Raw genomic sequence first — 26,811 nt, forward strand, 5'->3', positions numbered from 1 at the left:
GCTGAAAACGCGGGACGCGCCGGGCTACTCGCCTCTGAAAGAGGCTGGGGCTGCTCGGGCTGTGGTCACTTTAGGCAGTGATGGCTCAGGAGGCAATCGCGTTGACACGCGCGAATGCAACCTAACATCCCTATCTGACCATGCCGTCGCGGGCGGCGCAGGGCGGACCGGGCGGCTTCTCATACTACGACCAGGTCTGTCTGCCCGAGAACGAGAAGGATCTGCACTGGGCGCACGCCGGGCGCTGCTACCGCTCGCAGGTGGTCATCCGCATGAACGGCCGCACCGGGAGCCGCCGCAGGACCGAGGCCTACCTGCTGACGCTGGATGACGCCGGCACGTGGTCTCCCGCCGCGCTGCCCGATGGCACCGTCTCCGATGGCAAGGTCGAGACCTATGCGCGATGCGTCGAGGCCATCTGCGGGCCGGCGGAGACCTTCTTCACGTCGGTCTTCTCGGCCCAGGGCAAGCGGCAGCTCAGCACCTACCGCAACGGCGAGATCAAGGCCCTGCTGGCCGATCTGCTGGGGCAGGAGGACATCCGCGCGCTCGGTCAGAAGGCGGGCGAGACGGCGCGGCAGCTGAAGGCGGCGCTGGCGGCGTCGCGCGCTGAAGCGACCGCGTTCGATGCCGAGCGCCAGCGGTTGGAGGATGACGCCCGTCGATGGCAGGGCGCGGACGAGAGGGTCAAGGCAGCGCAAGCCAGCCGGCAGGCTGCCCACGAACAACGGGAGGCTGCGCGAACGCACGAGGCGTCGTTGATGGCCCTGCAGGAGCAGGCGAAGGCTGTCGAGAGCCGGCGAGCGCAGTTGGTGGAGGAACTGGCGGGCGCCCGTGCCGAGGGTGATCGCACCCTGCAGGACCTGCGCACGCAGGACCGGGAGGCAACGGAGCAACTCGCACGGCTCGACGGTCGTGTGGCGCAGCGTGTCGCGCAGGCCAGGGCGCAGCGCGAACGACTGGAGGCCCGCATCCGGTCCCTGCAGCGGGTGCTGGCGGACGAGGGCGCGGTGGCTCGAGCCGGCCGCCGTCTGCCGCTGGCGACAGAGGTGGTGCGTCGCCGCGAGGACCGCGTGCTGGCGCTTCGCGATGCCGTCCAGGACCTTGCGCGTCGTCGCGATGCCGTCGCAGGGCTCGGGCAACGACTGGCATCGCTCGAGCGCGAGGCGGGGCAGGCCGCGCTCCAGGCGGAGGACCTGAGTCGCCGCCTGGCCCTGAGCAACCGCGTGCCGTGCAGCGGGATGCCCATGCAGGGTCAATGCACTCTGCTGTCGGACGCACGCGAAGCGGCCGCGCTGGCGCCGAGCGCCCAGCAGCGGATTCGTCAACTCGCTGCGGAGCGGGACAGTCTTCGGCTTGAACTGCAAGCCCTGCAAGAGGCGGCAAGCCTCAACGTCGGCGCACCGCAGAGCCTGAGCCGGGCCGAGTGCCAGTCGAGGCGAGCCCTAGCCCGTCAGACGGCCTATGCCGCCTTGGCTGCGCGCGGGGCGGAGATGCGCCATGCGCGCGCGGGTCTTGTCGAAGCGGAGGGCGAACTCGCCGCTCTTCCTCTCGCTCCAGACCCGTCGGCCGGGGCGGACATCGCGATCGACACCGACTCCGAAGCGGCCGAGCGTAAGCAGATCATCGCCAGCCGGATGCGCGTTGCCGAGCGTCTCTCGCTGCTGGAAGCTCAGACCCAGGCGGCCATCCAGCGACTCCAGACGGCGATCGACGCGCTGCCGCCGCCGCTGGACGCCGCGCTGCTCGCAAAGGCCCGAGCCCAGGTGGAGCGCTGGCAGGGTGTCCTGGATGAGGCGGAGCGCTCGCATCTGGCCGCTGTCCGCGACGCGCAGGCGCTTACCGCCCTGTCGACCCAGATGGAGGAGCATGGCCGGAGGCGTGACGCAGCCGCGGCCCGCACGGCACGGGTGGAGCAGGAACTCGCGAACTGGCTGCTGTTCGCCCGCTGCATGGGCAACGATGGCCTGATCGCGCTGGCCATCGACGATGCGGGGCCGACCTTGTCCGGCCTGGTGAACGATCTGCTGCTGGCCTGCTATGGCCCGCGCTTCACGGTGGCCATCGAGACCCTGCAGGAGACGGCCAAGGGCGAGCAGCGCGAGGGCTTCGACATCCGCGTCTACGACGCAGAGTCGGGCGAGGACAAGAGCGTCACGGCGATGAGCGGCGGCGAGAAGGTCTGGATCTCATGCCGAGATCGGCATGAGATCCACTATGCCGAGACGCCGGATATGCCGAGTTCGCGATCCGGCCGGCGCTCCCGCCCCTGCAACTGCGCCGCAGGTACCTGCGAAGCGATGCGGCATAACACGTCGGGATCGGAGACGATGAGCCCCGACGCGCGCGGAGGCAAGAGCCTCAGCCTGATGAGCGGCGGGGAGCGGACTTTCATCGACGCCTGTCTGACGCGCGCGATCGCCCTGTACTTGGCCCAGAACACCGGGCGGCGATTCGACACGCTCTTCTCCGACGAGGCCGATGGGCCCCTCGACCCCGAGCACAAGCGCATGTTCATGGCCATGAAGCGCGAAGTCCTTCGGCTCGGTGGCTACCGGCAGGAGTTCTTCATCACCCAGACCCCGCACCTCGCAACGATGGCCGATGCAATCATCGACCTCGACGCCATGCAGGTCGATGCGCTTCGGGACGTTGCACTCGTCGCTGAAGAAGCCAGGACGTAGACCGAGCGAATCGCGATCGCGGCGCGGGGTTCCTGATCGAAAGGAAGGGTCGTTCGGTCGACACACCGCAAACGTCGGCACGTACCGCGTACCGCATTGGGAGCGATCGACTCTACGAGGCGAACGTGCGCGATGTGCGCACAGGTACCGTTCAATCGCGAGGGCTGTGCGTTTCTGGACGGCCATCAACGGTCATTGACGACAGGCTGCTTCCTGGCCTCCCACCGCGACCACAGGCGGATCTCTCGCATGGATTGGTGCGCGGGCTGCTTCCGCATCGGGCGCGCTTCGAAAGAGTTACTGCTGCCGGCGATCGAAGCACCTGGCAGCGGTCAGCCATTCGCGCCGGAAACGCACCTGGTCCCGTAATGCATTGACGCGCGAATCAGTGCCTGCAGACCCTCGGCGATACTGTTCCGACTCGGTTGTCTGTTGGCGCCGACCGCCGACCGCCGATTGAGCCACACGCCGACAATCGGGTGAGCCAGTCAAACGTGACGCAACCTGTTGCTCGGCTGCGAGTTTCGGGCGCCGGGCTGGCTCACAGGGCTCTTGGCATCTGGCTCACTGTGGCGTCGACGCCAACAGCCAGATCAACTTCACCGTGATGCCGCCGCGGCGGAGCTCAACCTCGATGGAGCGTTTGTCAGCCGCCTGATCCGCGGTCGGCGTGACGGCCACTGGCACGAACTGCTGCGATACCTTAACTGCACCTGCCTCGCGCGCCAGCTTGCGCCAGCCGTGCACGATGTTGGCGTTGATCTCGTGCGCCATCGCCACCTTGGCCACCGAAACGCCCGGCACAGCGCACCCGGCCAGTATCTGCGCCTTCAACTCCGCGCCGTGGCGCCGGCGTTTACGACTGTTCTCCGCATCCATCGTGTCCAGCTATTCATTAACTGGACGGATCGTTATCACCACTCGACCTCAGTTCAAGATGGGTTCGCCGGACACTTGCCAAGGAACTGCGTCGGGCCAACGATATCCTGAAGCTGGCCAGCGCGTCTTTGGCCCAGGAGGAGTTCGACCGCCGACTGAGGTGATGTACGGGTTTGTCGGCGAGCACCGCACCGTCCACGGGGTCGAGCCGATGTGCAAATGACTATTGCGAAGAGATCCTCTCTAATTGGTACCCCAACCCACGTGAAGACACTATTCGCACCGGGCCAACTTCAATCTTTTTTCGGAGCCTGTGGATGTAGACCTCGATACTATTCGTGGTCACTTCTTCTCCCCAGTCAAACATCATCGAGGCCAAGCTGTCTTTGCTCACATAGCGTCCTCGTCTCTTGATGAGAATCTCCAGGAGAGACAACTCTCGACGCGAAAGCGGTACCTGCCTGCCGTCCAGATGAACCGATCGCTCGATCGTGTCCAAACGCAGCGGTCCATGCCAGACCAGGTGGCTGGCGCTGCCCATGCCTCGCCGCACCCAGGCCCGAACCCGCGCCATCACTTCAGCGACGACGACGGGCGCACCGACGCAATCGTCACTGCCGCAATCCAAGGCCGCGATCCGCTCGCCTGGGTCGGAAGTGGCGGCCATTGCCAACAGCGGCAAGTGGGGGAAGCAAGCGCGCAGGCGCCTGATCAGGCCTGAGCCGGACCCCGGACTTACCGCAAGATCCAGAACCAGCATTTCAAAAGGTGCGCAGCTCAGGGCAGCGAGGGCTTCACCTTCGCTGCACACGTGGTCAACGGCATGGCCCCACTGACGCAGGCTGCCAACCAACTCGGCACACAGGCCGGGGTTGGAGGCCGCCACGAGTACGCGCATGGGCCAGTCCTCTGCCTACTCAGCTCGGCGCGTACTTCTCACGCAGCAACTTCTTGTTGAGCTTGCCTACGCTGGTCTTGTCGATACTTTCGACAAACAGCACCGTGCTGGGTACTGCGTATTTGGAGATGGTGCCGGCCTCGGCAAACTGGCTGAGATGCTCCTGGATGCCGCGCTGGTCGGCTTGCGCGCCCGGCTTGAGCACCACCAGGGCCAGCGGGCGCTCGCCCCACTTGGCGTCCTTCACACCGATCACGGCGGCTTCGCTCACGGCTTCGTGCCGGGAGATCAAGCTTTCCACTTCCAGCGAAGACACCCACTCGCCGCCGGTCTTGATGACGTCCTTGATGCGGTCGGTCACTTGCACGTAGCCGTGGGCGTCAATCACGCCGATGTCGTTGGTGTGCAGGTAGCCACCGGCCCACAGATCTTCTGAAGCGCTGGGGTTCTGGAAGTAGCCCTGGGTGAGCCAGGGTGCCCGCACGACAATCTCTCCAGGGCTTTGCCCGTCGCGCGCCATGTCCTGCATCTGCCCGTCCACGATGCGCAGTTCCACCAGCGGCACCGGCAGGCCGGTCTTGGTGCGCAGGGCCAGCTCCCGCGCGGCGTCGCCGCGCAGTGGCGTCTTCAACTGCGCCAGTGTGAGGATGGGGCAGGTCTCGGACATGCCGTAGCCTGTGAACACGTCAATGCCCCGGTCCAGCGCGGCCTGGGCCAGGCCTTGAGGCAGGGCTGAGCCGCCGATGATGACCTTCCAGGCCGACAAGTCCGCCGCCGCCGCCGCGGGGCTGGACAGCAGCATGTGCAGGATGGTGGGCACGCAGTGCGAGAAGGTCACCTTCTCCTGGCGGATGAGCTGCAGCAGCTGGTCCGGGACGTAGCGGCCCGGGTACACCTGCTTCAAACCCATCAGCGTGGCAATGAAGGGCATGCCCCAGGCGTGCACATGGAACATGGGCGTGATGGGCATGTACACGTCGTCACGGTGGACCCGCCCTTGCTGGGCAGCGCCTGCCAGCGCCCCCATAGTGGCCAGCGTGTGCAGCACCAGTTGGCGGTGGCTGAAGTACACGCCCTTGGGTGCGCCGGTGGTGCCCGTGGTGTAGAAGGTGGTGGCGCGTGTGTTCTCGTCAAAGTCGGGGAACACGAAGTCTGGCGACGCGGCTTCCAGAAGCGCTTCGTATTCACCCGCAAAGCCAGCCGGCAGGTTGTACTGGGGTTCGTCGCTGATCAACACAAACACCGGCGCCGCCGACAGCTGGCTCTTGATGGACTCCAGCACCGGCAGGAACTCGCTGTTGACCAGGATGGCCTTGGCCCCGCAGTGGTTGAGCGTGTAGGCAATCTGCTCTGGCGACAGGCGCACATTCACGGTCATGAGCACGGCACCCATCATCGGAATGGCGAAGTAGCTTTCCAGGTAACGGTGACTGTCCCAGTCCATGACCGCCACAGTCTCACCGCCGGCCACGCCCAGCCCCGCCAGCGCATGCGCCAGGCGGCCGATGCGGCCACGCAGGTCGCGGTAGGTGTAGCGCTTGAGCTCGCGGTAGACGATTTCCTGATCAGGGTTCACCGCCAGCGGCGTGTGCAGCAGCTGCTTGATGAGCAGTGGGTAGGCATAGGCCGAAGGCGTGTGTTCGATCAGGGCTGCGGGGGGCATGTCGGTTTCCTTGGGTTGAAGGGGTTTGTCCTTCTTCGGCCATGCCAGGCGCGCACGCGGCCGATGCCCGTTGCGCCGCCTGGTGCCGGCGAAGGCTCATCAGGCATTCACGCAGGAAGGCCACGGTCGCAAGTTCCTGGGGCCCAGAGGTGGGTGGGCCTAGGGCGCTTGCAGCGCCTGCACCATCTCAGGCACGGCTGCAAACAAGTCGGCCTCCAGCCCGATGTCAGCGACGCTGAAAATGGGCGCCTCCGGGTCCTTGTTGATGGCCACAATGAGCTTGCTGTCCTTCATGCCGGCCAGGTGCTGGATGGCACCGCTGATGCCGCAGGCCACGTACAGCTCAGGCGCCACGATCTTGCCGGTCTGGCCCACCTGCCAGTCGTTGGGCGCGTACCCTGCGTCCACTGCGGCACGGCTGGCGCCAAGCGCCGCACCCAGGCGGTCGGCCAGCGGCGTGAGCACCTGTTCGAATTGCTCGCGGCTGCCCAGGCCACGGCCGCCGCTGACAATGATGCGTGCCGCAGTGAGTTCGGGGCGGTCGCTGGTGGCGATCTCCGACCCCTGGTGGCTGGACAGGCCGCTGTCGGCCACCACGGGCACGGCCACGCAGGCGGCGGCGCCACCGCCGGGGGCGGCGCCGAAGTGGGTGGCGCGCACGGTCAGCACCAGCACGGCGTCGGTGCAGGACACGGTGGCCACGGCATTGCCGGCGTAGATGGGGCGCTCAAAAGTGTGGGCGTCCAGCACTCGGGTCACGTCGCTGATCTGCGCCGCGTCCAGCAGTGCTGCCACGCGGGGCGCCACGTTGCGGCCCTGCGCGGTGGCGGCCAGCACGATGTGGCTGTAGCCCTGGGCGCAGGCCAGCACCTGCGCCGCCACGTTTTCAGCCAGCTGGTGCGCCAGGCTCGCGCCGTCGGCCTGCAGCACGCGGCCCACGCCGGCCAGCGCAGCGCCTTGCCGGGCTGCGGCTTCGGTGTCATGCCCGGCCACCAGCAGGTCTACCCCGCCGCCCAACTGCAGCGCCGCCACCACAGCGCTCAGCGTGGCTGGCCGCAGGCCCGCGGCGCCGAATTCGGCAACAACCAGGGTGCTCATCGTGCTCTCCTTCCGGGGTATCGGTTCTTGGGCCAGGCCTTCACATGCCGGCGTAGTTGGGGCCACCGCCGCCTTCGGGCGTGACCCAGGTGATGTTCTGCGTGGGGTCCTTGATGTCGCAGGTCTTGCAGTGCACGCAGTTCTGCGCGTTGATGACCAGCTGGTCCGCGCCGTCCTTTTTCACGAATTCGTACACGCCGGCCGGGCAGTAGCGCGCTTCGGGGCCGGCATAACGCTCGAGATTCACGGCCACCGGCACGCCGGGGTTGGCCAGTTGCAGGTGCGCCGGCTGCTGCTCTTCGTGGTTGGTGTTGGACACGAACACGCTGGACAGGCGGTCAAAGCTGATCTTCCCGTCCGGCTTGGGGTAGGCGATCTGCGGCATGGCCGACGCCGCCTGCAGCCGGGTGTGGTCGGCCGCGTGGTTGTGTAGCGTCCAGGGCGGCTGGCGCACGCCCAGCTTGGGCAGCAGCCAATGCTCCACGCCCGTCATCAGCTTGCCCAGCAGCGGGCTGCGCTTGAACCAGTTCTTGAAGTTGCGGTAGGTCCAGAGCTCCTGGAACAACCAGCTGCGGCGGAATCCCTGCGCGAAGGTGTCCAGCTCGTCGTGGCTGCGCCCGCCTTGCAATGCCAACACCAGCGCCTCGGCGCACAGCATGCCGCTCTTGATGGCGGCATGGCTGCCCTTGATGCGCGCCGCGTTGAGAAAGCCCGCCTCGCAGCCCACCAGCGCGCCGCCAGGGAACACCAGCTTGGGCAAGGCTTGCGGCGTGCCGTTGTTCAGTGCGCGCGCGCCGTAGCCCAGGCGCTTGCCGCCTTCAATGTGGCGGCGGATGGCCGGGTGTGTCTTCCAGCGCTGCATTTCCTCAAACGGGCTCAACCAGGGGTTGCGGTAGTCCAGGCCCACCACCAGCCCCAGCGTCACGCGGCCGCCTTCCAGGTGGTAGAGAAAGCCACCGCCAAAGGTGTCCGACGGCAAGGGCCAGCCCGCGGTGTGCACCACATGCCCCGGCTGCGCCTGCGCAGCGGGCACCTCCCAGAGCTCCTTGATGCCGATGGCATGGGTTTGCGTGTCCACCCCGTCTTCCAGGCGGTAGCGCGCGCGCAGCTGCTTGCCCAGGTGGCCGCGGGCGCCTTCGGCGAACACCGTGTAGCGGCCCAGCAGTTCCATGCCCAACTGGAAGTGCTCGCTGGGTTCACCGTCCTTGCCCAGCCCCTGGTGGCCCGTGGCCACGCCACGCACCGCACCGCCTTCGGTATAGAGCACCTCGGCCGCGGCAAAGCCGGAGAACACCTCCACGCCCAGCGCTTCGGCCTGCTGCGCCAGCCACTGCGTCAACGCACCCAGGCTGATGACGTAACAATCGTCGTTGTGGAAGTTGCGCGGCATCAGCCATGACGGCGTGCGCACGCTGCGCTTGCCCGACAGCACCAGCAGTTCATCACCCGTCACGCCTTGGTGCAGTGGCGCGCCGCGCTCTTTCCAGTCCGGGAACATCTCCGCCAGCGCCCTGGGGTCCATGACCGCGCCGGACAGGATGTGCGCCCCGGGCTCCGAGCCCTTTTCCAGCACCACCACGCTGGTTTCGGGCCGCAGCTGCTTGATGCAGATGGCGGTGGCCAGGCCCGAAGGCCCCGCGCCGACGACCACCACGTCGTAGTCCATGGCCTCGCGCGGGCCAAAGCGCTGCAGCAGTTCGCTGGGTGACATGGCGGCTCAGATCACCTTGGCTTCGTTCTTGAGCTTGGCCACCAGCGTGGCCACATCGGGCACCTTCACACCGGCGCCGCGCTTGGACGGTTCGGTGACCTTCAACGTCTTGATGCGGCTGGTGACGTCCACGCCCAAGTCGGCGGGCTTGAGCACCTCAAGCGGCTTCTTCTTGGCCTTCATGATGTTGGGCAGCGTGACGTAGCGCGGCTCGTTCAGGCGCAGGTCGGTGGTGACTACAGCTGGCAGCTTGACCTTCAGCGTTTCCAGGCCACCGTCCACTTCACGCGTGACAGAAGCAAAACCATCGGCCACTTCCACCTTGGACGCAAACGTAGCCTGGGGCATGTTGCCCAAGGCGGCCAGCATCTGGCCGGTCTGGTTGCAGTCGTCGTCAATGGCCTGCTTGCCCAGGATGACCAGGCCCGGCTGTTCCTTGTCCACCAGCGCCTTCAGCAGCTTGCCCACGGCCAGGGGCTGCAGTTCGTCGGCGCATTCGATCAGGATGGCGCGGTCGGCACCAATGGCCATGGCCGTGCGCAGTGTTTCCTGGCACTGCGTGACGCCGCAGGACACGGCCACGACTTCCGTGACCACGCCTTTTTCCTTCAGCCGCACCGCCTCTTCAACGGCGATTTCGTCGAAGGGATTCATGCTCATCTTCACCTGAGCCAGGTCCACGCCGGAGCCGTCGGGCTTGACTCGGGGCTTGATGTTGTAGTCCATCACGCGCTTGACGGCGACGAGCACTTTCATGGTGGCCTTCCGATCCGGGTAAAGGGGTCTTCAGCGCGCGGCGCTCTGCTCGGCGCGCTTGGCGGCAGACGTGGTCATGACCAGGGCCTGCCCGTCGATGACCACCGTGTCGCCCACCCGGCACACCGTTTCCAGGCCGACACGGCGCTTGGTGGTGTCGATGCTGCTGACGGTGACCGTGGCGTGCACGGTCTGCCCCGGGCGCACGGGCGCGCGAAACTGCAGTTGCTGGCTCAGGTAGACCGTGCCGGGGCCGGGCAGCCGGTTGGCGACGGCGGCCGAGATGACGCTGGCAGTGAGAAAGCCATGCGCGATGCGCCCGCCAAAGCGGGTGGTGGCCGCAAACTCTTCGTTCACGTGCACGGCATTGTTGTCGCCGGATACGCCGGCAAACAGCACGATGTCGGCTTCGGTGATGGTCTTGGAGAAGGTGGCCACCATGCCCACCTTCAGGTCTTCAACGTCATATCCGTTCAGCTCGTTCATGGCAGTCTTCTGTGTCGGTGGCGGGTCAGAACTGGGCGTCGCTCAGCCCCAAGGTGCTGGCAGCGCCCCAGAGCACCTGGTCGCGCTGGGCTGAAGCCAGCGGCATCAGATGCAGCGCAAAGTGCTGCGCCGTGACGCGGCGGGCGGCCAGGAAGCCGTCGTCCACGGCACCGCTGGTCAGTTGCGTTCCGGCGGCATCGGCGCTGCGAGCCATCAGCCAGCCGCCGATCACCGTGCCGCACAACCACAGGTAAGGCACCGCGCCGGCGGCTGCCCGGCGCGCGTCCAGCTTGAGCAGGCCGTTGGTGGCCTCGCTCAACGCCTGCACACCGCTGGCCAGGGCCTGCGCCACGCCTTGCAGCAACGCATCGCCGTGGCCGCTCATGGTGGCCACGTCGTCACGAATCTGCTCGATGAGGCGCCTCATGGCCGCGCCGCCATCACGGGCCAGCTTGCGGCCGATGAGGTCATTGGCCTGGATGCCGGTGGTGCCTTCGTAGATGGTGGTGATGCGCGCGTCGCGCTGGTGTTGGGCAGCGCCGGTTTCTTCAATGAAGCCCATGCCGCCGTGAACCTGCACGCCCTGGCCCGTGACGATCTGCGCGCCCTCGGTGCACCAGCCCTTGACCACGGGAATGAGCAGGTCCACCAGGGACTGCGCGGCACCACGCTGCGCTGCGTCTTCGTGCCCATGGGCACGGTCCATCTGGCCGGCCGTGAAGTAGGCCAGGGCACGCATGGCTTCCACACGCACCTTCATGTCCATGAGCATGCGGCGCACGTCCGGGTGGCCGATGATGGTGCGGCACGCCTCGCCTTCGCGGCCCAGCGTCTTGCCCTGCACACGGTCCAGCGCATAGGCGCGCGCCTGCTGGTAGGCGCGCTCGGAAATGGCCACTCCTTCCAGGCCCACGTTCAGCCGTGCGTGGTTCATCATGGTGAACATGCAGGCCAGGCCCTGGTTCTCTTCACCCACCAGGTAGCCAATGGCGCCAGGGCCTTCGCCAAAGCTCATGACCGCAGTGGCACTGCCACGGATGCCCATCTTGTGTTCAATGGACGCGCAGACCAGGTCGTTGCGCGCGCCCAGCGAGCCGTCTTCATTGACCAGGAACTTGGGGCACAGGAACAGCGAGATGCCCTTCACCCCTGGGGGCGCGTCCGGCAGGCGCGCCAGCACCAGATGGACGATGTTCTCGGCCATGTCGTGCTCGCCCCAGGTGATGAAGATCTTGGTGCCGCTGATGCGGTAGTGCTCGCCTTCGGGCACAGCCTTGGTCCGCAGCGCGGCCAGGTCAGAACCGGCCTGTGGCTCCGTCAGGTTCATGGTGCCCGTCCAGCGGCCTGCCACCATGGGCTCCAGGTAGCGCTGCTTCAGCGCCGGGCTGCCATGGTGGGCAATGGCCTCCACCGCGCCCAGCGTGAGCATCTGGCACAGCGAGAAGGCCATGTTGGAGCCCTTCCACATTTCCAGCACCGCCGTGGACAGCAGCGTGGGCATGCCCTGCCCGCCAAATTCGGTGCTGGCCGGCATGCCGTGCCAACCGGTTTCGCAGAAGCTGGCATAGGCCTGCTTGAAGCCTTCGGCTGAGGTGACCGCACCGTCCTTCCAGTGGCAGCCCTGGATGTCGCCCTGGCGGTTGATCGGGTCCAGTTCGTTGCCGGCGAACTTGGCCGCTTCGTCCAGGATGGACTCCACCAGGTCCGGCGTGACTTCCTGGAATTCAGGCTGCGACAGGACGGCGTCCAGGCCGCCGAGTTCCTTCATGGCAAAGAGCATGTCGCGTATGGGTGCGGCGTAGGCCATCGTGCAGTCCTTGGACGGGTTTGAGGGTTGCGTGCGTGGGCGTGTGCGTGTGTATGCGTATGCGTGGGGGCGCTGCGCTCAGTGGCCGCCAGGCGGCGCCTTGTCGCCACGCAGAGCCAGCAGTTCGCCCACCAAGCCGCGGCGGAAGGCCAGCACGCACACCACGAAGATGCCCCCCATGATCACGGTGACCCAGGGCCCGACCTTGTCAGCCAATTCGTTTTCGAGCACGACGATGGTGAAGGCGCCCACCGCCGGCCCGAAGATCGTGCCCAGGCCGCCCAGCAGCGTCATCAGCACCACTTCGCCGCTCATGTGCCAGTGCACGTCGGTCAGCGACGCCAGCTGGAAGACCAGCGCCTTGAGCGCACCGGCCACGCCGGCCATGGACGCCGACAGCACAAAGGCCATCAGCTTGTAGCGCGCCACGTCGTAGCCCAGTGAAATGGCACGCGGCTCGTTTTCACGAATGGCCTTGAGCACCTGGCCGTAGGGCGAATGCACGGTGCGGTGGATCAGCCAGAAGCCGGCACAGAACACCGCAAACACGAAGTAGTACATGGACTGGTTGTCAGCCAGCGGGATGAAGCCCAGCAAGGCGCCACGCGGCACACCCTGCAACCCGTCTTCACCGCCGGTGAAGGGCAACTGCACGGCGAAGAAGAACACCAGCTGCGCCAGCGCCAGGGTGATCATGGTCAGGTAGATGCCCGAGCGCCGGATGGACAACCAGCCGAACAGCGCGCCCAGCACCGCCGCAAACGCGGCACCGGCCAGGATGGCCAGTTCAGGAGACAAGCCGTAGTTCTTGGCCAGCGCAGCGCACACGTAGGCCGAGCCGCCAAAGAAGGCGGCGTGGCCGAAGGACAGCAGCCCGGCAAAGCCCAGCAGCAGGTTGAAGGCCGACGCAAAGAGCGCGAAGCACAGCACCTTCATCAGGAAGGTGGGGTACACGGCCATGGGCGCCAGCAGCCCCAGGGCAATCAGCAGCAGCCAGCCGGCCCGCTGCTTGTTGGTGGTGGAGGCACCGGCTGGTGCGGTGCTAACGGTGGTGTTCATGCGGAGGTTCCTTGAACGGTTCAGGCCTGCTTGCCAAACAAGCCGGCAGGCCGCACCAGCAGCACGATGATCATGATCACGAAGATGACCACGGCCGAGGCTTCGGCATACAGCAGCTTGCACAGGCCTTCGATCAGGCCCAGCGCCAGACCGGTGACGATGGAGCCCGCAATGGAGCCCATGCCGCCGATCACCACCACCGCAAACACGACGATGATCAGGTTGGACCCCATCACCGGGTTGACCTGCATGATGGGTGCGGCCAGCACGCCGGCAAACGCCGCCAGCGCCACGCCCACGCCGTAGGTGGCGGTGATGAGCACCGGCACGTTGATGCCCAGCGCCTGCACCAGCTGCGGCCGCTCGGTGGCGGCACGCAGCGTGGCGCCCAGCGGTGTCTTCTCAATCACGTACCAGGTTGCCACGCAGGCCGTCAGCGAGGCCACCACCACCCAGCCCCGGTACAAGGGCATGAACATGAAGCCCAGGTCCACGCCGCCTTGCAAGGCCTCTGGCGGCGAATAGGACTCGCCGGACACGCCGAAAAAGTAGCGGAACACGCCTTCGGCAATCAAAGCCAGGCCGAAGGTCAGCAGCAGGCCGTACAGGTGGTCCAGCTTGTACAGGTGGCGCAGCATGGTGCGCTCGATCACCACCCCCAGCAGCCCCACCACCAATGGCGCCACGGCCAGGGCCACCCAGTAGTTCATGCCCAGGAATTCCAGGCCCAGCAAGGCGATGAAGGCGCCGATCATGTACAGCGCGCCGTGGGAGAAGTTGATGATGTTCAACAGCCCGAAGATCACGGCCAGGCCCAGGCTGAGCACGGCGTAGAACGAACCGTTGATCAGGCCCAGCAGCAACTGGCCGAACAGGGCCTGGGTGGAGACGCCGAAGAGTGTCATGCGCGGGTTCCGGACAGAGTGGCGGTCATGCCGCAGCCGTGCCGGCGCCAAAGGCGCGGGCACAGGACAGGGCGGGCAGGGGGAGCGGCGGCCTTACTTCTTGGCCACCAGCGGGCACTTGCTGGCCGACAGCGGCTGGAAGGCCTCTGCAGCAGGGATGGTGGCCCGCACGTGGTAGTAGTCCCAAGGCGTGGTGGACTCGGCCGGCTTCTTCACCTGCAGCAGGTACATGTCATGCACCATGCGGCCGTCGTCGCGGATGGTCCCGCCCTTGGCGAAGAAGTCGTTCACGGGCGTCTTCTTCATCTGCGTCATGACCTTGGCCGTGTCGTCGGTGCCGATGGCCTTGACCGCCTTGAGGTAGTGCATGACGGAAGAGTACTGACCCGCCTGCACCATGGTGGGCATGCGCTTGTGCACGTCAAAGAAGCGCTTGGACCAGGCACGCGTCTCGTCGTTGAGGTTCCAGTAGAACCCTTCCGTGAGGTACATGTTCTGCGTCACCTTCAGGCCCAGCGAATGCACGTCGGTGATGAACATCAGCAGCCCGGCCAGGGACTGCTTGGGCGTCACGCCGAACTCGGCCGCCTGCTTGATGGAGTTGATGGTGTCGCCCCCCGCATTGGCCAGGCCGATGATCTGCGCGCCGGAGCCCTGTGCCTTGAGCAGGAAGGACGAGAAGTCCGAGCCGGGGAACGGGTGCCGCACCGCGCCCAGCACTTCGCCGCCGTTGGCCTTGACCACGGCCGAGGCGTCGGTCTCCAGCGAATGGCCGAAGGCGTAGTCGGCCGTCAGGAAGAACCACTTCTTGCCGCCCGTCTTGGTCACGGCCTTGGCCGTGCCGTTGGCCACGGCGTAGGTGTCGTAAGTCCAGTGCACGGTGACGTCGTTGCAGTCCTCGTTCGTGACGCGGGTGGATGCAGCACCGGAGACCAGCGCGATGCGGTTCTTCTCCTTGGCGATCTTCTGCACGGCCAGGGCCACCGAGGTGGTGACCAACTCACTGGCCACGTCCACGCGGTCGCGCTCAAACCACTCGCGTGCCTTGTTGGCGGCAATGTCGCCCTTGTTCTGGTGGTCGGCACTGACCATTTCAATGCGGAACGCCGGCCTGTCGCGGGCGATGAAGTCGTCAATGGCCATCTGCGTGGCCACCACGGTGCCCTTGCCGGAAACGTCGGAATACACGCCGGACAAGTCCGTGAGCACGCCGATGCGCACCACGTTGTCGGAAATCTGCGCATGGGCGGAGGCCAGTGCAGCAATGGTGGCGGCAGCCAGGGCCAGCTTCTTCAGTTTCATCGTTGTCTCCAGGGCAATTGGGGGGTGGGGTCAGGGGGAGGGGTTGGTGCAGCGGTGGGCTCAGACGCCCAGCAGTTCGTGCAGCATGTCGGTCTTGTCGGCCAGCTCGTGCTGCTCCACCGTGGCCACCACGCGGCCGTGCTCCAGCACGTAGTGGCGGTCGGCCAGGGGCGCAGCAAAGCGGAAGTTCTGCTCCACCAACACGATGGTGTAGCCGCGGGTCTTGAGCAGGCGAATCACCTCGCCCAGCTTCTTCACGATGACCGGCGCCAGGCCTTCGGTGATCTCGTCCAGCAGCAGCAGCCGCGCGCCGGTGCGCAGGATGCGCGCCATGGCCAACATCTGCTGCTCACCGCCGGACAAACGCGTGCCGGGGCTGTTGCGACGCTCGTACAGGTTGGGGAAGACGGCGTAGATCTCTTCCAGGCTCATGCCGCCGCTGCGCACCACGGGCGGCAGCAGCAGGTTTTCTTCCGTGCTCAGGCCGGAGAAGATGCCGCGCTCTTCCGGGCAGAAGCCGACACCCAGCCGGGCAATGCGGTGCGGCGCCATGCGGATCAGGTCTTCCCCGTTCATCACCACCGAGCCCGTGCGGCGGCCCACCAGCCCCAGCACCGACTTCAAGGTGGTGGAGCGGCCGGAGCCGTTGCGCCCCAGCAGCGTGATCAGCTCTCCTTCGTAGACACGCAGGTCGATGCCGTGCAGCACATGCGATTCACCATAGAAGGCGTGCAGGTCCGTGATGCGCAGCATTTCGTTGCGCGTGTCGATGCGGGCGCTCATGCTTCCACTCCCACGTAGGCTTCCAGCACACGCGGGTCCTGCGACACCACGGTGTAGGGCCCTTCGGCCAGCACCTGACCGCGCTGAAGCACGGTGATGTGGTCGCTGAGTTTTTCCACCACCGACAGGTTGTGCTCAACCATTGCGATGGTGCGCTTGGCCGCCACCTTGCGGATCAGGTCGGCCACGCGGTCCACGTCTTCGTGGCCCATGCCCTGGGTGGGTTCGTCCAGCAGCATCAGCTCCGGGTCCAGCGCCAGCGTGGTGGCGATTTCCAGCGCGCGCTTGCGCCCATAAGGCATTTCCACCGCCAGCGTGCGGGCGAAGCTGGTCAGGTCCACCTCTTCCAGCAACGCCATGGCCTGGTCGTTGAGCTGGTTCAGCGAACGCTCGCTGCGCCAGAAGTGGAACGAGGTGCCGAGCTTGCGTTGCAGGCCGACGCGCACGTTTTCCAGCGCCGTCAAGTGGCCGAAGGTGGCGGAAATCTGGAACGAGCGCACCACGCCGCGGCGTGCGATCTGGGCCGGTTCCTCGCGCGTGATGTCAATGCCGTTGAAGTGGATGCTGCCCTTGGTGGGCTGCAGGAACTTCGTCAGCAGGTTGAACACCGTGGTCTTGCCGGCGCCGTTGGGGCCGATCAACGCATGGATGGTGCCGCGCTTGATGCGCAGGTTCACGTCCTGCACGGCGGCGAAGCCCTTGAATTCCTTGGTCAGGCCGCGTGTTTCGAGAATGATGTCTGAGGCGTTCATGGGTGTCGTGCCGCGCTATTCAATGGCGCTGGCGGACTTGACTTGCGCCCGCAGCATGAATTTCTGGATCTTTCCGGTGCTGGTCTTGGGCAGTTCGCCGAAGACGATGCGCTTGGGCACCTTGAAGCGGGCCAGCAGCGTGCGGCAGAGTTCGATCAACTCGGCCTCGCTCACCGAAGTGCCGGGCTTGAGCTCCACAAACGCGCAGGGCACCTCGCCCCACTTGGTGTCGGGCTGCGCCACCACGGCCGCGCCCATGACCGCCGGGTGGCGGTGCAGTGCGTCTTCCACCTCCACCGAGGAGATGTTCTCGCCGCCGGAAATGATGATGTCCTTGCTGCGGTCCTTGATCTTGACGTAGCCGTCCGGGTGCATCACCGCCAGGTCGCCGGTGTGGAACCAGCCGCCGGCAAAGGCTTCCGCCGTGGCGCTGGGGTTCTTCAGGTAGCCCTTCATCACCACGTTGCCGCGGAAGAAGATCTCGCCCATGGTTTCGCCGTCGGCCGGCACCGGGCGCAGGGTGTCGGGGTCCAGCACCACCACGGCTTGCTGCAGCGGGTAAGGCACGCCTTGGCGCCCGTTGAGCCGCGCGCGTTCTTCGGCAGGCAGCCCCGCCCAGGACTCCTGCTTGGCGCACACGGCCGCTGGGCCGTAGACCTCGGTCAGGCCATAGACGTGGGTCAGCTCAATACCCGCGGCTTCGCAGCCTTCAATCACCGCAGGCGGGGGCGGCGCGCCGGCAATCAGCCCATGGATGGTGTGCGTGATGCCTTCGCGCAACGCAGCCGGTGCGCTGATCAGCATGGAATAGACGATGGGCGCGCCGCACATGTGCGTGATGTGGTGTTCGCGGATGAGCGGGAAGATCAACGCTGGATCCACACGCCGCAGGCACACGCTGGTGCCGGCAATGAGCGCCATCGTCCAGGGGAAGCACCAGCCGTTGCAGTGGAACATGGGCAGTGTCCACAGGTACGTTGCATGGTGCGGCAGTTGCCAGCTGATGACGTTGCTGGCCGCGTTGAGGTACGCGCCGCGGTGGTGGGTCACCACGCCTTTGGGGTTGCCCGTGGTGCCTGAGGTGTAGTTCAGCGCAATGGCGTCCCACTCGTCGCCCGGCAGCTGCCAGGCATGGCTGGCGTCGCCTTCGGCCAGCAAGGCTTCGTAGCTGATCTGCCCCAGCGCTTTGCCGGCCGGCGCCTGCTCGTCTTCCACTTCGATGACCAAGGGGCGCCGCTCGCCCAGCATGCCCAGCGCCTTCTCGACGACGCCGGCAAATTCGCGGTCCGTCAGCAGCACCTTGGCTTCGCCGTGCTGCAGCATGAAGGCAATGGCCTCGGCATCCAGCCGCGTGTTCAGGGTGTTGAGCACGGCACCGGACATGGGCACGCCAAAGTGCGCTTCGTACATGGCCGGCACGTTGGGCAGCATGACGGCCACCGTGTCGCCCACGCCCACACCGCGCTGCACCAACGCGCTGGCCAGGCGGCGGCAGCGTTCGTAGGTTTCGCGCCAGGTCTGGCGCTGCTCGCCATAGACGATGGCCAGTCGGTTAGGGTAGACGGCGGCGGAACGCTCCAGGAAACTCAGCGGCGACAGCGCCACGAAGTTCGCGTCATTCTTTTCCAGCCCGATGGCGTACGGATGGCCTTGCATCGCCTTGTCTCCTGTGTCGCGCTGTCATGCTCTGCGGCAGCGTCTGGAGCGAAGGATCGGGGCCAATCTTTTCAACAGCCGCCATCGAATGTGACGAATGTTTGCGCCAACAAAACGGGGCCGATGTCAAACCTAAAATTTTTGGACCCTGCAGTTCCCCAGGGCGCCCTGCCGCCTACCGCAGGCAGCGGCAACAGCGACCCCATGTCCAACATGCACCCGACGATGCTCGACCCGGCAAGGCGCCATGACGCGCTGCAGTCGGCGCTTGACCTGATCGACCAGGGCTTCACGCTCATCGACGGTGACTTGAGGATGGTCGCCTGGAACCAGGCATTCCTGCGCCTGCTGGGCTTTCCGTCGCACCTGGCCTTCATAGGTGCGCCGTTTGAGACCTTCATCCGCTTCAACGCAGAACGCGGTGACTACGGCCCCGGCGACCCTGCGGTGCAAACGCAGACCCGCGTTGATGCCGCACGCAGCTTTGAGGCCCATGACTTCGAGCGCATCCGGCCAGACGGCACGGTTCTGCGCGTGCGTGGCTTTCCGGTACCCGCGCACGGGTTTGTCACGCTCTATTCAGACATCACCGAGCAAAGGGCCGCGGAGCAGAAGATCCTGGGCTACGCAGCAGCGCTGGAACACCGGGTGGCCGAACGCACGACCGAACTGCGGCGCAGCGAGGCGCAGATGCGCCTCATCACTGACTCCATACCTGCATTGATTGCCTACGTCGACGCCGGGCGAACCTACCGGTACATCAACAAGGGCTATCAGCTGTGGTTTGGCCTGGACCCGGCCACGCCAGAAAAAGTCAGCGCCAAGGAATTCCTGGGCCCCGAGACCTACGCTGGCATCCGGCCTCATGTGATGCGTGCGCTGGCCGGTGAAGCGGTCACTTTTGAGTACCAGGTGAACACCGTGGGCGGCCAGCGGCTGCACGCCCGGACCACGCTCATCCCAGACTTCGGTGACGGCAGCACACCCCTGGGCTGCTACGAGCTCACGTTCGACATCACGGAACAGAAGCAGGCCCAGGCCATGCTGGTGCAGGCGCAGAAGATGGAAGCGCTGGGCCAATTGACCGGCGGCCTGGCGCACGACTTCAACAACATCCTGACGGTCATCCTGGGCAACCTGAAGGCGCTGGCAGAACTGCGGCCCGCAGACGACACCGTCAGCGAGCACATCGTGCCCGCGATGGAAGCCGCCAACCGCGGGGCCGACCTCATCAAGGGACTGATGTCCTTTTCGCGCAAGCAGGCCCTGGAGAGCCACGCGGTTGAAGTGGGCGCGCTGGTGCAGTCTGTGGGCCGCCTGGTGCGGCGTTCCCTGCCGGAGAGCCTGCGTCTGGACGTGCAGGCAGGCAACAGCCCGGTGTGGGCGTGGACAGACCCGGGGCAGCTGCAGAACAGCCTGCTGAACCTGATCTTGAACGCCAGGGACGCCAGCCAGGGCCACGGCGTCGTGAGCCTGCGTGTCGCTGTAGAGCAGCTGGAGGACATGGCGGCCCGGTCACTGGGCATGGAAGCCGGGCCCTGCGTCTGCATCGACGTTCAAGACAGCGGGTGCGGAATGAGCCCGCAGACCATGGCGCGTGCGTTTGAACCCTTCTTCACGACCAAGCAGCCCGGCATCGGCACCGGCTTGGGCTTGGCCATGGTTTACGGGTTCGTCAAGCAGACCCGTGGCGCCATCAGCATTTCAAGCGAAGTCGGTGTCGGCACTTGCGTGAGAGTGCGTTTGCCGGTGCACGAGATTAACCACGACGCTGCGGCGGTGGCGCAGTTGCCTGCGCCGACTGCCACCGTGCACCAAGGACTGGCCCTTCTGGTTGAAGACGACGCCGACGTGCGCACCGTGGTCCGGCGCGCCCTGCTGGCATTGGGCTACTCCGTGCTTGAAGCTGAAACAGGGACGGAAGCCATGACCATTCTGGACCAGACCCCGCACATCGAACTGGTGCTGACCGACGTGGTCATGCCAGGCGGCGTGGACGGGCACGCCGTGGCCCGACACGCGCTGCACCACTGCGGTGTGGAACGTGTGGCCCTGATGAGCGGCTACGCGCCAGAGCACCTGAGGTCCAGCGACCTGCCCATCCTTTCCAAGCCCTTCAGCCAGGAGCAGCTGGCGCGGTGGCTGGCCACGGTGGCCCGATGAACACCCATGCTATGGGCGCCATGGTTTTCATCATTGAGGATGAAGCCGCTGTTTCCCGGCTGGTGGCCAGCGCACTGAACGAATTCGGCCTGGCGACGGAGGAATTCCGCAGCGGCAGCAGCGCGCTGCGGCGCCTGCGGCAGCGCCCACCGGACCTGTGCATCGTGGACCTGGGGCTGCCGGACATGGACGGCACCGAGCTGCTGCGGCAGATCGGCACCGTCTCCACCTGTGGCGTGCTGGTTCTGACGGGGCGCGGCCACACGGTGGACCGTGTGATGGGCCTTGAACTCGGCGCCGACGACTATGTCGTCAAGCCCTTCGACGCGCGGGAGCTGGTGGCCCGGGTCAAGAGCATCCTCAGGCGCCGGACACTGGCCGGCGGAGCCGCGCCTGGGATGCACCTTCGCCACGCCAAATTCAGCGGCTGGACCTTTGATGTTGCCGCCAATGTGCTGCAGCGGCCAGACGGTAGCGAAGATGTTCTGGGCACTGCCGAAGGCCAGGTGCTGCGCGTGTTTGTGGAGCGCCCCAACCAGATCCTGACGCGCGAGCAGCTGGTCGGACACCACGACCTGTCACCCCTGGACCGCAGCATTGACGTGCGGATCTCCAGGCTGCGGCGCCGTCTGGAACAGGACCCGCAGAACCCCAAGCTCATCAAGACGGTCTACGGTGCGGGCTACCTCTTCTCTGCGTTGGTGCACTGGACCTAGCTGTGAAGCTTCAATAGGTTGTATCCGGTGTTCATCCGGATTGGGTTTGAGAGACTGGAAGTCGCCAAACACCCAATCCTCAAGGAAGCCAACCGGATGAACAGCCACAAGCATGCCCGATTGACCTACGCCCGTCGCATGGAGATGGTCAGACAGATGGTTGAGTGGGGCTGGTCAGCCTCTGAAGCCGCTGGCGCCCACGGCGTGACGCCAGCGACGGCACGCAAGTGGCAGGGGCGCTACCTGGCCGCAGGCGAAGCGGCGCTGGCCGACGCGTCCTCGCGGCCCTACCGGTCGCCGCGCGCCATCGATCCTGCCAAGGCGCTGCTGATCGTCGAGCTGCGCCACAGGCGCATGACGCAGGCACGCATCGCAGCCAGCGTCGGCGTCTCGGGCAGCACGGTCAGTCGCGTGTTGGCCCGTGCCGGGCTGTCCAAGCTGAGTGACCTGACGCCAGCAGAGCCGGCGGTGCGCTACGAGCACGACAATCCTGGCGATCTCCTGCACATCGACACCAAGAAGCTCGGGCGCATCGAGCGACCCAGCCATCGTGTGACGGGCAACCGGCGCGACTCGGTCGACGGTGCTGGCTGGGAGATGCTGTTCGTGGCGGTCGATGACCATGCACGCATCGCATTCACCGCCATGCACCCGGACGAGAAGACGCCTCAAGCGGTGCGGTTCCTCCGCGACGCGGTGGCCTACTACGCCGGCCTGGGCGTCACGGTGCGCCGGGTGCTCACCGATAACGGCGCGGCGTTCCGCTCGCGCGACTTCGCCAGCACTTGCGCTGAACTCGGCATCGCCCACAAGTTCACTCGCGCCTACCGGCCTCAGACCAATGGCAAGGCCGAGCGCTTCATCCAGTCGGCGCTGCGCGAGTGGGCCTACGGCTGGACCTACCAGCACTCGAGCCAGCGAACCCGAGCCCTGGCCAGCTGGCAGCACCACTACAACTGGCACCGCCCCCATGCGGGCATCGGCGGCGCCTTCCCCATGTCCAGACTCACCAAGTCAAGAAACAACCTCTTGACGGTTCACACCTAGCGCTGGCCGGGGCTGGTACGCCAGGGCCGAAATCGAGGCCTGGCGCAAGGACTACAACGAGAATCGACCCCACTCAGCGCTAGGATGGGCAACGCCCGCCGAATTCGCCCGCCGCTGCCGGTTGCAACCGGCAGCGGCGATCCCTGAGAAGCCGGAGATTTCTACTTCTGAACGGAACTAAGGCGGGTACAAGGTCATGACGACTGTGGGGACTCATTTTGAAAGACCACGGCCCGGGATCCGACCGGCGGCTTCTGGGCACCGAATCCCGAGCAACTTATGTCGTTGATGGGTCGTTCTCGCACCTTCGGCGTGGCAGCTCGAATGATCGCGATGTGAGTAAAGGGAACTTGCGCGGCCCGGTGCTCAACGCTCCCTTCATAGCCACTACCAATGTCCCGACCCTTCAATCCCATCACTCCCAACGGACTTGTTCGGGAACTATGGCGTCCGCTGTCCTCACGCCGACACCTGGCGGCCGACACGAACCCTTGCGCTCGCCGTGTTGCCGGCGAAGTCGGGGTGCCAAGTCCTCGTGTCCGCCGGCGCGAACGCCGCCAGCACGTGCGGCGACGGCCGGCACTACTTGCAAGACCAATGTCGGAGTGCCGCCTGTTCACAGCCCACTGAGAAACGCCATCAACTTGTCCTCCGGCCGATAGCGCCTGGCCTGCACGCTGGGAGGCGCGACCTTGTCCAGCACACGCTCCTTCAACGTCAGATCGGCATCGAGGTAAATCTGAGTGGTCTCCAGCGATTCGTGGCCAAGCCACATGGCGATCACCGACCGGTCGACTCCAGCCTGAAGGAGCTCCATCGCTGTGGTGTGGCGCAACACATGCGGCGTCACGCGCTTGCGCGTCAAGGATGGGCAGGCCCGGCCGGCTGTGGCAACGTGCTTGGCCACGAGGTACTGAACGCCGTCGGCACTGAGGCGACTGCCTCTGGCACTCGGGAACAGAATGGCGGGCTCAGGTCCCAAGTCCCTGCTCATCCATGGCCGCAACGCTTCCTGTGTCTGTTTGGCCAGCGGCGTGCAGCGCTCCTTGCGCCCTTTCCCGAGCACGTGGACGTGGGCGCCTGTGCCGAGCCTGACATCGGCGGCTCGTAGGCCGGTTATCTCGGACAGACGCAGCCCGGTCTGGACCGCAAGCAACAACAGGACATGGTCACGCCGCCCCGACCACGTTGACCGATCGGGCGCTGCAAGCAAGGCTTCGACCTCTTCGCGTGTCAGATGGCAGACCTGCTTGCGAGTGCATCGCTTGCTCGGAATCGCCAGGACCCGCTGGATTAGGCCCGCGTGACCAGGCGATTCAAAGGCGGCGTACCGAAAGAACGACCGAATGGCGCTCTGGCGCAGGTTCCGGCTTCTGGCACTCACGCCTCGTTCGTGCTCCAGGTCGGCAAGGAACGCCGCGATCAGCGGCGCGTCGAGTTGCTCCAACGCCAGCGCGCTCGGTGCAACCCTGAGGCGCTTCTGGGCGAACCGGAGGAAGAGCCGGAAGGTGTCACGATAGGACGCGATCGTATGCGCGCTCGCCTGCCGCTGCTGCATGAGTCTTCGGGTGAAGAACCCCTCCAGCAGCACAGCGAGATTGCCAGTCGCGGCCCTCATGACAATTTCTCCCAGTGACGCTCGAACCGGGCGAGCGCGTGGCCCATCAACTCGGGGCACGCGCTGAGGTACCAATAGGTGTGCTCGATGCGCACGTGACCCAGAAAGGTTGACAAGGTCGGCAGGTGGCGCTCGACATCCTGGCCGGATCGGTACCAGCGCAGCAACGTTTGGATGGCAAAGCGGTGGCGCAGGTCATGCAACCGAGGGCGTGGAGCACCCGCCAAGGCGTGCACCTCCGCCTGGTCGAGCAACTGATAGAAGGTCCGATGGATGTGCCCCGGGTCGAGTGCCGTCCGCCGACCCGAGATGAAGAGCTGCGGCGGCGCCAACCGCTTGGCGAAGCGATCGCGGTGCGCGCGGTATTCCGCGAGTGCTGACCTGGTCGAGTCAGCGATCGGAGCCAGCCGAGACTTGCCGAACTTCGTCTGCCGAATGGTCAGCAAGCCTTGGTCGAGATCGACATCGCCGACCTCCAGACGGATCGCCTCACCAAGCCGCATCCCGGTGACGCTGAGCAGCCCCAAGAGGCAGTGGTAGGTCGCCCCTCGCAGGCCATCTGTAGGAGGCAGCGTCAACGCGCAAGCCATCAAGCGAGCGAGTTCATCGTCCGAGTACAGGTACGGTTGTCGCCGATGCCGATGTGAAGGAAGGAGGTCGGCGGGGGTGATCTCCGTGGCGGGGTCGAGCAACCGGTGGTGGAGCGTGAAGCCGCGAATTCGACGCAGCCGATCGGCGGCGAAGCCAGGGCGCGTAGATGATTTGCTCAGGGCCCACTCTACGGCGGCGGCTGCCGTGATGGTCGTGACGCCGCGCCGGTCGAGAAAGTCCGTGAACTCGATCAGCGCATCTTCGTTCGCCCGAAGCTTGAACCCGAGCGCTCGCCGGAGTGCAAGGTAGTCGGTGGCAGCCTGTCTCAGTGGCGTCATTGCGCACCTCCCGGCCAAGAAGGAGCGATGGCTCGCAGGGAGGCAAAGTCCACCTTCGCATAGATCGTCGTTGTCTGCTGCTGGCGGTGACGCAGCACTTCGCCGATCTCGGGCAGCGACGACCCCTCGCGCAGCAGTCGTGTGGCCAAGGTGTGACGGAGCACATGCGCTCCCTTGCTCGGCGCATCGATGCCGGCGCGCTGAAGCGCGCGGCGGACGATCGCTGCAACAGCGGTCCCGCTGGAGAACCCCTCCATCGGTGCCTGTGCTCGGAGGAAGACCTGTCGGGAGGAACAGCGTGGCCGGGCCTCGCTCAAGTATTGCGCCAGCGCTTGGCCCACTTCGTATGGAAGCGGGAGGCGATCGACTCGGGTTTGTCCATTGCGAACCAGTAGCTCGCCGGCGTGCCAGTCGATGTCCTCCAGTTGTAGAGCTACCACCTCGCCAGCCCGCAGCCCGAGCCGCGCAAGTAGGAGGATGACCGCGTAGTCACGACAGCCACTCGGTGTAGCCTGATCGCATTGAGCGATGGTGCGCAGAACCTGATCGTCCTGGAGCGAGCGGGGGATCGATGACTGCGACCAAACAGCCGGCGCCGGTATGTGCGAAGACATATCGGTGTCGAGCCAGCCGCGGTAAAGCGCGAACCGTAAGAACGCCCGAACTCCACCGACGACTCTGCATGCAGAGTTCGGACGGCACGTCTTCGTCGCCAGCCTGACGTGGGCGATGACGTCTCGCGCCGCAACGGTGTTGAACGTCAATAGTCCATCGGCGAAGAGGAACTTCAACAGATTCCTGGCCGTGATCCGATTGGAATGGATGGTTGCAGGTGCCAGATTGCGCTCGTGGCGCATGTAGTCGACATACTCGGCCTCGATCTGCTCAACCGCTGTTGGAGTGCGCTCAGGCGAGTGTGTGCAGATGATGCCCTCTGTCGCGAGATGCGCGAGCAGCCGCAGCAGCGTCGAACGGTCTTCGGCCCTCGGGGCGCGACGGCGCCTGCGGCCTCGCAAGAAGGCATCGACCAAGTCTTCGGCTACTGCCGCGGCGGCCACGCCGCGTCCGTCCAACCACCGGCTGAAGTCTCCAACCAACCATGCGGCGCGGCGTCGCGAGTCGCGGCTATAGCCCTTTGCTGCCAACGAGTCGATTAAGGTATCGATGCACACGCCCAGCGGGCCTTCGCGCATCCGCATCAGTGCGCGCGGGCGCACGAACAACTCTTCCATGAGGGTCTCCTTCCGGGGAAACCGTCCCCGGCGGAGTCGAACATATGGCAGTGAGGCGCTACCGTGAACCCGAGTAGTTCGTGTCACCGATGGGCAGCATCGTTGCCCGCTCGCGGCTCGCCCTGCATGGCGTCGAGGTCGATGATTGCATCGGCCATCGTTGCGAGGTGCGGGGTCTGGGTGATGAAGAACTCCTGCCGGTAGCCACCGAGCCGAAGGACTTCGCGCTTCATTGCCATGAACATGCGCTTGTGCTCGGGGTCGAGGGGCCCATCGGCCTCGTCGGAGAAGAGCGTGTCGAATCGCCGTCCGGTGTTCTGGGCCAAGTACAGGGCGATCGCGCGCGTCAGACAGGCGTCGATGAAAGTCCGCTCCCCGCCGCTCATCAGGCTGAGGCTCTTGCCTCCGCGCGCGTCGGGGCCGATCGTCCCGAATACCGACGTGTTATGCCGCAGCGCTTCGCAGGTACCTGCGGCGCAGTTGCAGGGGCGGGAGCGCCGGCCGGATCGCGGACTCGGCATATCCGGCGTCTCGGCATAGTGGATCAACGAGTGCTTGGTGCGGGCCGTGGCGCTGTATTTGGCGCAGAACACCGGCCGGCGCTACGACACCCTGTTCTCCGACGAAGCCGACGGACCGCTGGACCTGGAGCGCAAGCGCAGGTTCA

At 65.8% G+C, this 26,811-nt stretch carries 21 protein-coding genes, 3 pseudogenes and 1 other annotated feature; of the genes and pseudogenes, 6 read left to right on the forward strand and 18 right to left on the reverse strand.

Features of this window, described 5'->3' with window-relative positions:
• Positions 1–140: 140 nt before the first annotated feature.
• Positions 141–2,684, forward strand: coding sequence for a DNA repair protein (locus tag AB7F11_RS19950; protein WP_428300809.1), 2,544 nt, complete (start codon positions 141–143; stop codon positions 2,682–2,684).
• Between the two features lie 564 nt (positions 2,685–3,248).
• Here AB7F11_RS19950 and AB7F11_RS19955 read toward each other — a convergent pair.
• Positions 3,249–3,563 carry a transposase gene (locus AB7F11_RS19955; protein WP_428291712.1) on the reverse strand — a complete coding sequence of 105 codons (315 nt, stop codon included), beginning with the start codon at positions 3,561–3,563 and terminating at the stop codon, positions 3,249–3,251.
• An 80-nt stretch (positions 3,564–3,643) separates the two neighbouring features.
• Here AB7F11_RS19955 and AB7F11_RS19960 point away from each other — a divergent pair.
• A pseudogene (locus tag AB7F11_RS19960) lies at positions 3,644–3,783 on the forward strand (IS3 family transposase); the annotation flags it as partial.
• Positions 3,685–3,804, forward strand: a sequence feature (AL1L pseudoknot). (Overlaps the previous pseudogene by 99 nt.)
• On the opposite strand, the gene AB7F11_RS19965 reads toward AB7F11_RS19960, so the two are convergent.
• The 13 genes from AB7F11_RS19965 to AB7F11_RS20025 all read right to left on the reverse strand — a co-directional run bounded on the left by AB7F11_RS19965 (position 3,787) and on the right by AB7F11_RS20025 (position 18,439).
• Entirely contained in the window at positions 3,787–4,461 is a 675-nt protein-coding gene (locus AB7F11_RS19965) for a response regulator transcription factor (protein WP_428291713.1), read from the reverse strand. Its footprint overlaps the feature before it by 18 nt.
• A gap of 19 nt (positions 4,462–4,480) precedes the next feature.
• The gene (locus tag AB7F11_RS19970) at positions 4,481–6,124 is read right to left on the reverse strand and encodes a fatty acid--CoA ligase (protein ID WP_428291714.1); all 1,644 of its coding nucleotides are present in this window, start codon (positions 6,122–6,124) and stop codon (positions 4,481–4,483) included.
• A gap of 159 nt (positions 6,125–6,283) precedes the next feature.
• Entirely contained in the window at positions 6,284–7,222 is a 939-nt protein-coding gene (locus AB7F11_RS19975) for an electron transfer flavoprotein subunit alpha/FixB family protein (protein ID WP_428291715.1), read from the reverse strand.
• Between the two features lie 40 nt (positions 7,223–7,262).
• The gene (locus AB7F11_RS19980; RefSeq protein ID WP_428300332.1) at positions 7,263–8,933 is read right to left on the reverse strand and encodes an electron transfer flavoprotein-ubiquinone oxidoreductase; all 1,671 of its coding nucleotides are present in this window, start codon (positions 8,931–8,933) and stop codon (positions 7,263–7,265) included.
• A gap of 6 nt (positions 8,934–8,939) precedes the next feature.
• Entirely contained in the window at positions 8,940–9,689 is a 750-nt protein-coding gene (locus tag AB7F11_RS19985; protein WP_428300333.1) for an electron transfer flavoprotein subunit beta/FixA family protein, read from the reverse strand.
• 30 nt (positions 9,690–9,719) lie between these two features.
• Positions 9,720–10,175 carry a MaoC family dehydratase gene (locus AB7F11_RS19990; RefSeq protein ID WP_428300334.1) on the reverse strand — a complete coding sequence of 152 codons (456 nt, stop codon included), beginning with the start codon at positions 10,173–10,175 and terminating at the stop codon, positions 9,720–9,722.
• Positions 10,176–10,200: 25 nt separating this feature from the next.
• Positions 10,201–11,982, reverse strand: coding sequence for an acyl-CoA dehydrogenase (locus tag AB7F11_RS19995; RefSeq protein ID WP_428300335.1), 1,782 nt, complete (start codon positions 11,980–11,982; stop codon positions 10,201–10,203).
• A gap of 78 nt (positions 11,983–12,060) precedes the next feature.
• Positions 12,061–13,041, reverse strand: a complete 981-nt coding sequence (locus AB7F11_RS20000; RefSeq protein WP_428300336.1) for a branched-chain amino acid ABC transporter permease — start codon at positions 13,039–13,041, stop codon at positions 12,061–12,063.
• A 20-nt stretch (positions 13,042–13,061) separates the two neighbouring features.
• Complete coding sequence (locus tag AB7F11_RS20005) at positions 13,062–13,946, reverse strand: branched-chain amino acid ABC transporter permease (protein ID WP_428300337.1); 885 nt, start codon at positions 13,944–13,946, stop codon at positions 13,062–13,064.
• Between the two features lie 93 nt (positions 13,947–14,039).
• Positions 14,040–15,248, reverse strand: a complete 1,209-nt coding sequence (locus AB7F11_RS20010) for an ABC transporter substrate-binding protein (RefSeq protein WP_428300338.1) — start codon at positions 15,246–15,248, stop codon at positions 14,040–14,042.
• A 60-nt stretch (positions 15,249–15,308) separates the two neighbouring features.
• Positions 15,309–16,031, reverse strand: a complete 723-nt coding sequence (locus AB7F11_RS20015; protein ID WP_428300339.1) for an ABC transporter ATP-binding protein — start codon at positions 16,029–16,031, stop codon at positions 15,309–15,311.
• Positions 16,028–16,783 (reverse strand): ABC transporter ATP-binding protein, encoded by a 756-nt coding sequence (locus tag AB7F11_RS20020; protein WP_428300340.1) that lies wholly within the window; start codon positions 16,781–16,783, stop codon positions 16,028–16,030. The genes AB7F11_RS20015 and AB7F11_RS20020 overlap by 4 nt, the downstream gene beginning before the upstream one ends.
• Positions 16,784–16,798: 15 nt before the next feature.
• On the reverse strand, positions 16,799–18,439 hold the full coding sequence (locus AB7F11_RS20025) for an acyl-CoA synthetase (RefSeq protein ID WP_428300341.1): 1,641 nt from the start codon (positions 18,437–18,439) through the stop codon (positions 16,799–16,801).
• Positions 18,440–18,643: 204 nt separating this feature from the next.
• Here AB7F11_RS20025 and AB7F11_RS20030 point away from each other — a divergent pair, with 204 nt between their 5' ends.
• The 4 genes and pseudogenes from AB7F11_RS20030 to AB7F11_RS20045 all read left to right on the forward strand — a co-directional run.
• Positions 18,644–20,602 carry a PAS-domain containing protein gene (locus tag AB7F11_RS20030; RefSeq protein WP_428300342.1) on the forward strand — a complete coding sequence of 653 codons (1,959 nt, stop codon included), beginning with the start codon at positions 18,644–18,646 and terminating at the stop codon, positions 20,600–20,602.
• Complete coding sequence (locus tag AB7F11_RS20035) at positions 20,599–21,318, forward strand: response regulator transcription factor (RefSeq protein ID WP_428291699.1); 720 nt, start codon at positions 20,599–20,601, stop codon at positions 21,316–21,318. The genes AB7F11_RS20030 and AB7F11_RS20035 overlap by 4 nt, the downstream gene beginning before the upstream one ends.
• Positions 21,319–21,414: 96 nt before the next feature.
• On the forward strand, positions 21,415–22,365 hold the full coding sequence (locus AB7F11_RS20040) for an IS481 family transposase (RefSeq protein WP_428291700.1): 951 nt from the start codon (positions 21,415–21,417) through the stop codon (positions 22,363–22,365).
• A 19-nt stretch (positions 22,366–22,384) separates the two neighbouring features.
• Positions 22,385–22,546, forward strand: a pseudogene (locus tag AB7F11_RS20045) (integrase core domain-containing protein); the annotation flags it as partial.
• Positions 22,547–22,981: 435 nt separating this feature from the next.
• Here the strand turns inward: AB7F11_RS20045 and AB7F11_RS20050 are convergent.
• From AB7F11_RS20050 to AB7F11_RS20065, 4 genes and pseudogenes are all read right to left on the reverse strand, one after another.
• Positions 22,982–23,983: a site-specific integrase gene (locus tag AB7F11_RS20050; protein WP_428291701.1), complete on the reverse strand. Its 1,002-nt coding sequence runs from the start codon at positions 23,981–23,983 to the stop codon at positions 22,982–22,984.
• On the reverse strand, positions 23,980–24,912 hold the full coding sequence (locus AB7F11_RS20055; protein ID WP_428300810.1) for a tyrosine-type recombinase/integrase: 933 nt from the start codon (positions 24,910–24,912) through the stop codon (positions 23,980–23,982). Before AB7F11_RS20055 ends, AB7F11_RS20050 begins: the two co-directional genes overlap by 4 nt.
• Positions 24,909–26,144, reverse strand: a complete 1,236-nt coding sequence (locus AB7F11_RS20060) for a site-specific integrase (RefSeq protein ID WP_428300811.1) — start codon at positions 26,142–26,144, stop codon at positions 24,909–24,911. The genes AB7F11_RS20055 and AB7F11_RS20060 overlap by 4 nt, the downstream gene beginning before the upstream one ends.
• An 83-nt stretch (positions 26,145–26,227) precedes the next feature.
• Positions 26,228–26,560, reverse strand: a pseudogene (locus AB7F11_RS20065) (SMC family ATPase); the annotation flags it as partial.
• Between the last annotated feature and the right edge of the window lie 251 nt (positions 26,561–26,811).

Origin of the sequence: Hydrogenophaga sp. (assembly GCF_050250835.1) — a bacterium.
GTDB lineage: Bacteria > Pseudomonadota > Gammaproteobacteria > Burkholderiales > Burkholderiaceae_C > Hydrogenophaga.

Bases quoted from the DNA above. Each gene is read 5' to 3' on its own strand.
- AB7F11_RS20000 (WP_428300336.1), bottom strand. From the start codon at position 13,041: ATGAACACCACCGTTAGCACCGCACCAGCCGGTGCCTCCACCACCAAC.
- AB7F11_RS19995 (WP_428300335.1), bottom strand. From the start codon at position 11,982: ATGGCCTACGCCGCACCCATACGCGACATGCTCTTTGCCATGAAGGAA.
- AB7F11_RS20055 (WP_428300810.1), bottom strand. From the start codon at position 24,912: ATGACGCCACTGAGACAGGCTGCCACCGACTACCTTGCACTCCGGCGA.
- AB7F11_RS19950 (WP_428300809.1), top strand. From the start codon at position 141: ATGCCGTCGCGGGCGGCGCAGGGCGGACCGGGCGGCTTCTCATACTAC.
- AB7F11_RS20005 (WP_428300337.1), bottom strand. From the start codon at position 13,946: ATGACACTCTTCGGCGTCTCCACCCAGGCCCTGTTCGGCCAGTTGCTG.
- AB7F11_RS19990 (WP_428300334.1), bottom strand. From the start codon at position 10,175: ATGAACGAGCTGAACGGATATGACGTTGAAGACCTGAAGGTGGGCATG.
- AB7F11_RS19955 (WP_428291712.1), bottom strand. From the start codon at position 3,563: ATGGATGCGGAGAACAGTCGTAAACGCCGGCGCCACGGCGCGGAGTTG.
- AB7F11_RS19980 (WP_428300332.1), bottom strand. From the start codon at position 8,933: ATGTCACCCAGCGAACTGCTGCAGCGCTTTGGCCCGCGCGAGGCCATG.
- AB7F11_RS20010 (WP_428300338.1), bottom strand. From the start codon at position 15,248: ATGAAACTGAAGAAGCTGGCCCTGGCTGCCGCCACCATTGCTGCACTG.
- AB7F11_RS20030 (WP_428300342.1), top strand. From the start codon at position 18,644: ATGTCCAACATGCACCCGACGATGCTCGACCCGGCAAGGCGCCATGAC.
- AB7F11_RS20040 (WP_428291700.1), top strand. From the start codon at position 21,415: ATGAACAGCCACAAGCATGCCCGATTGACCTACGCCCGTCGCATGGAG.
- AB7F11_RS20020 (WP_428300340.1), bottom strand. From the start codon at position 16,783: ATGAACGCCTCAGACATCATTCTCGAAACACGCGGCCTGACCAAGGAA.
- AB7F11_RS19975 (WP_428291715.1), bottom strand. From the start codon at position 7,222: ATGAGCACCCTGGTTGTTGCCGAATTCGGCGCCGCGGGCCTGCGGCCA.
- AB7F11_RS20035 (WP_428291699.1), top strand. From the start codon at position 20,599: ATGAACACCCATGCTATGGGCGCCATGGTTTTCATCATTGAGGATGAA.
- AB7F11_RS19965 (WP_428291713.1), bottom strand. From the start codon at position 4,461: ATGCGCGTACTCGTGGCGGCCTCCAACCCCGGCCTGTGTGCCGAGTTG.
- AB7F11_RS20015 (WP_428300339.1), bottom strand. From the start codon at position 16,031: ATGAGCGCCCGCATCGACACGCGCAACGAAATGCTGCGCATCACGGAC.
- AB7F11_RS19970 (WP_428291714.1), bottom strand. From the start codon at position 6,124: ATGCCCCCCGCAGCCCTGATCGAACACACGCCTTCGGCCTATGCCTAC.
- AB7F11_RS20025 (WP_428300341.1), bottom strand. From the start codon at position 18,439: ATGCAAGGCCATCCGTACGCCATCGGGCTGGAAAAGAATGACGCGAAC.
- AB7F11_RS20060 (WP_428300811.1), bottom strand. From the start codon at position 26,144: ATGGAAGAGTTGTTCGTGCGCCCGCGCGCACTGATGCGGATGCGCGAA.
- AB7F11_RS20050 (WP_428291701.1), bottom strand. From the start codon at position 23,983: ATGAGGGCCGCGACTGGCAATCTCGCTGTGCTGCTGGAGGGGTTCTTC.
- AB7F11_RS19985 (WP_428300333.1), bottom strand. From the start codon at position 9,689: ATGAAAGTGCTCGTCGCCGTCAAGCGCGTGATGGACTACAACATCAAG.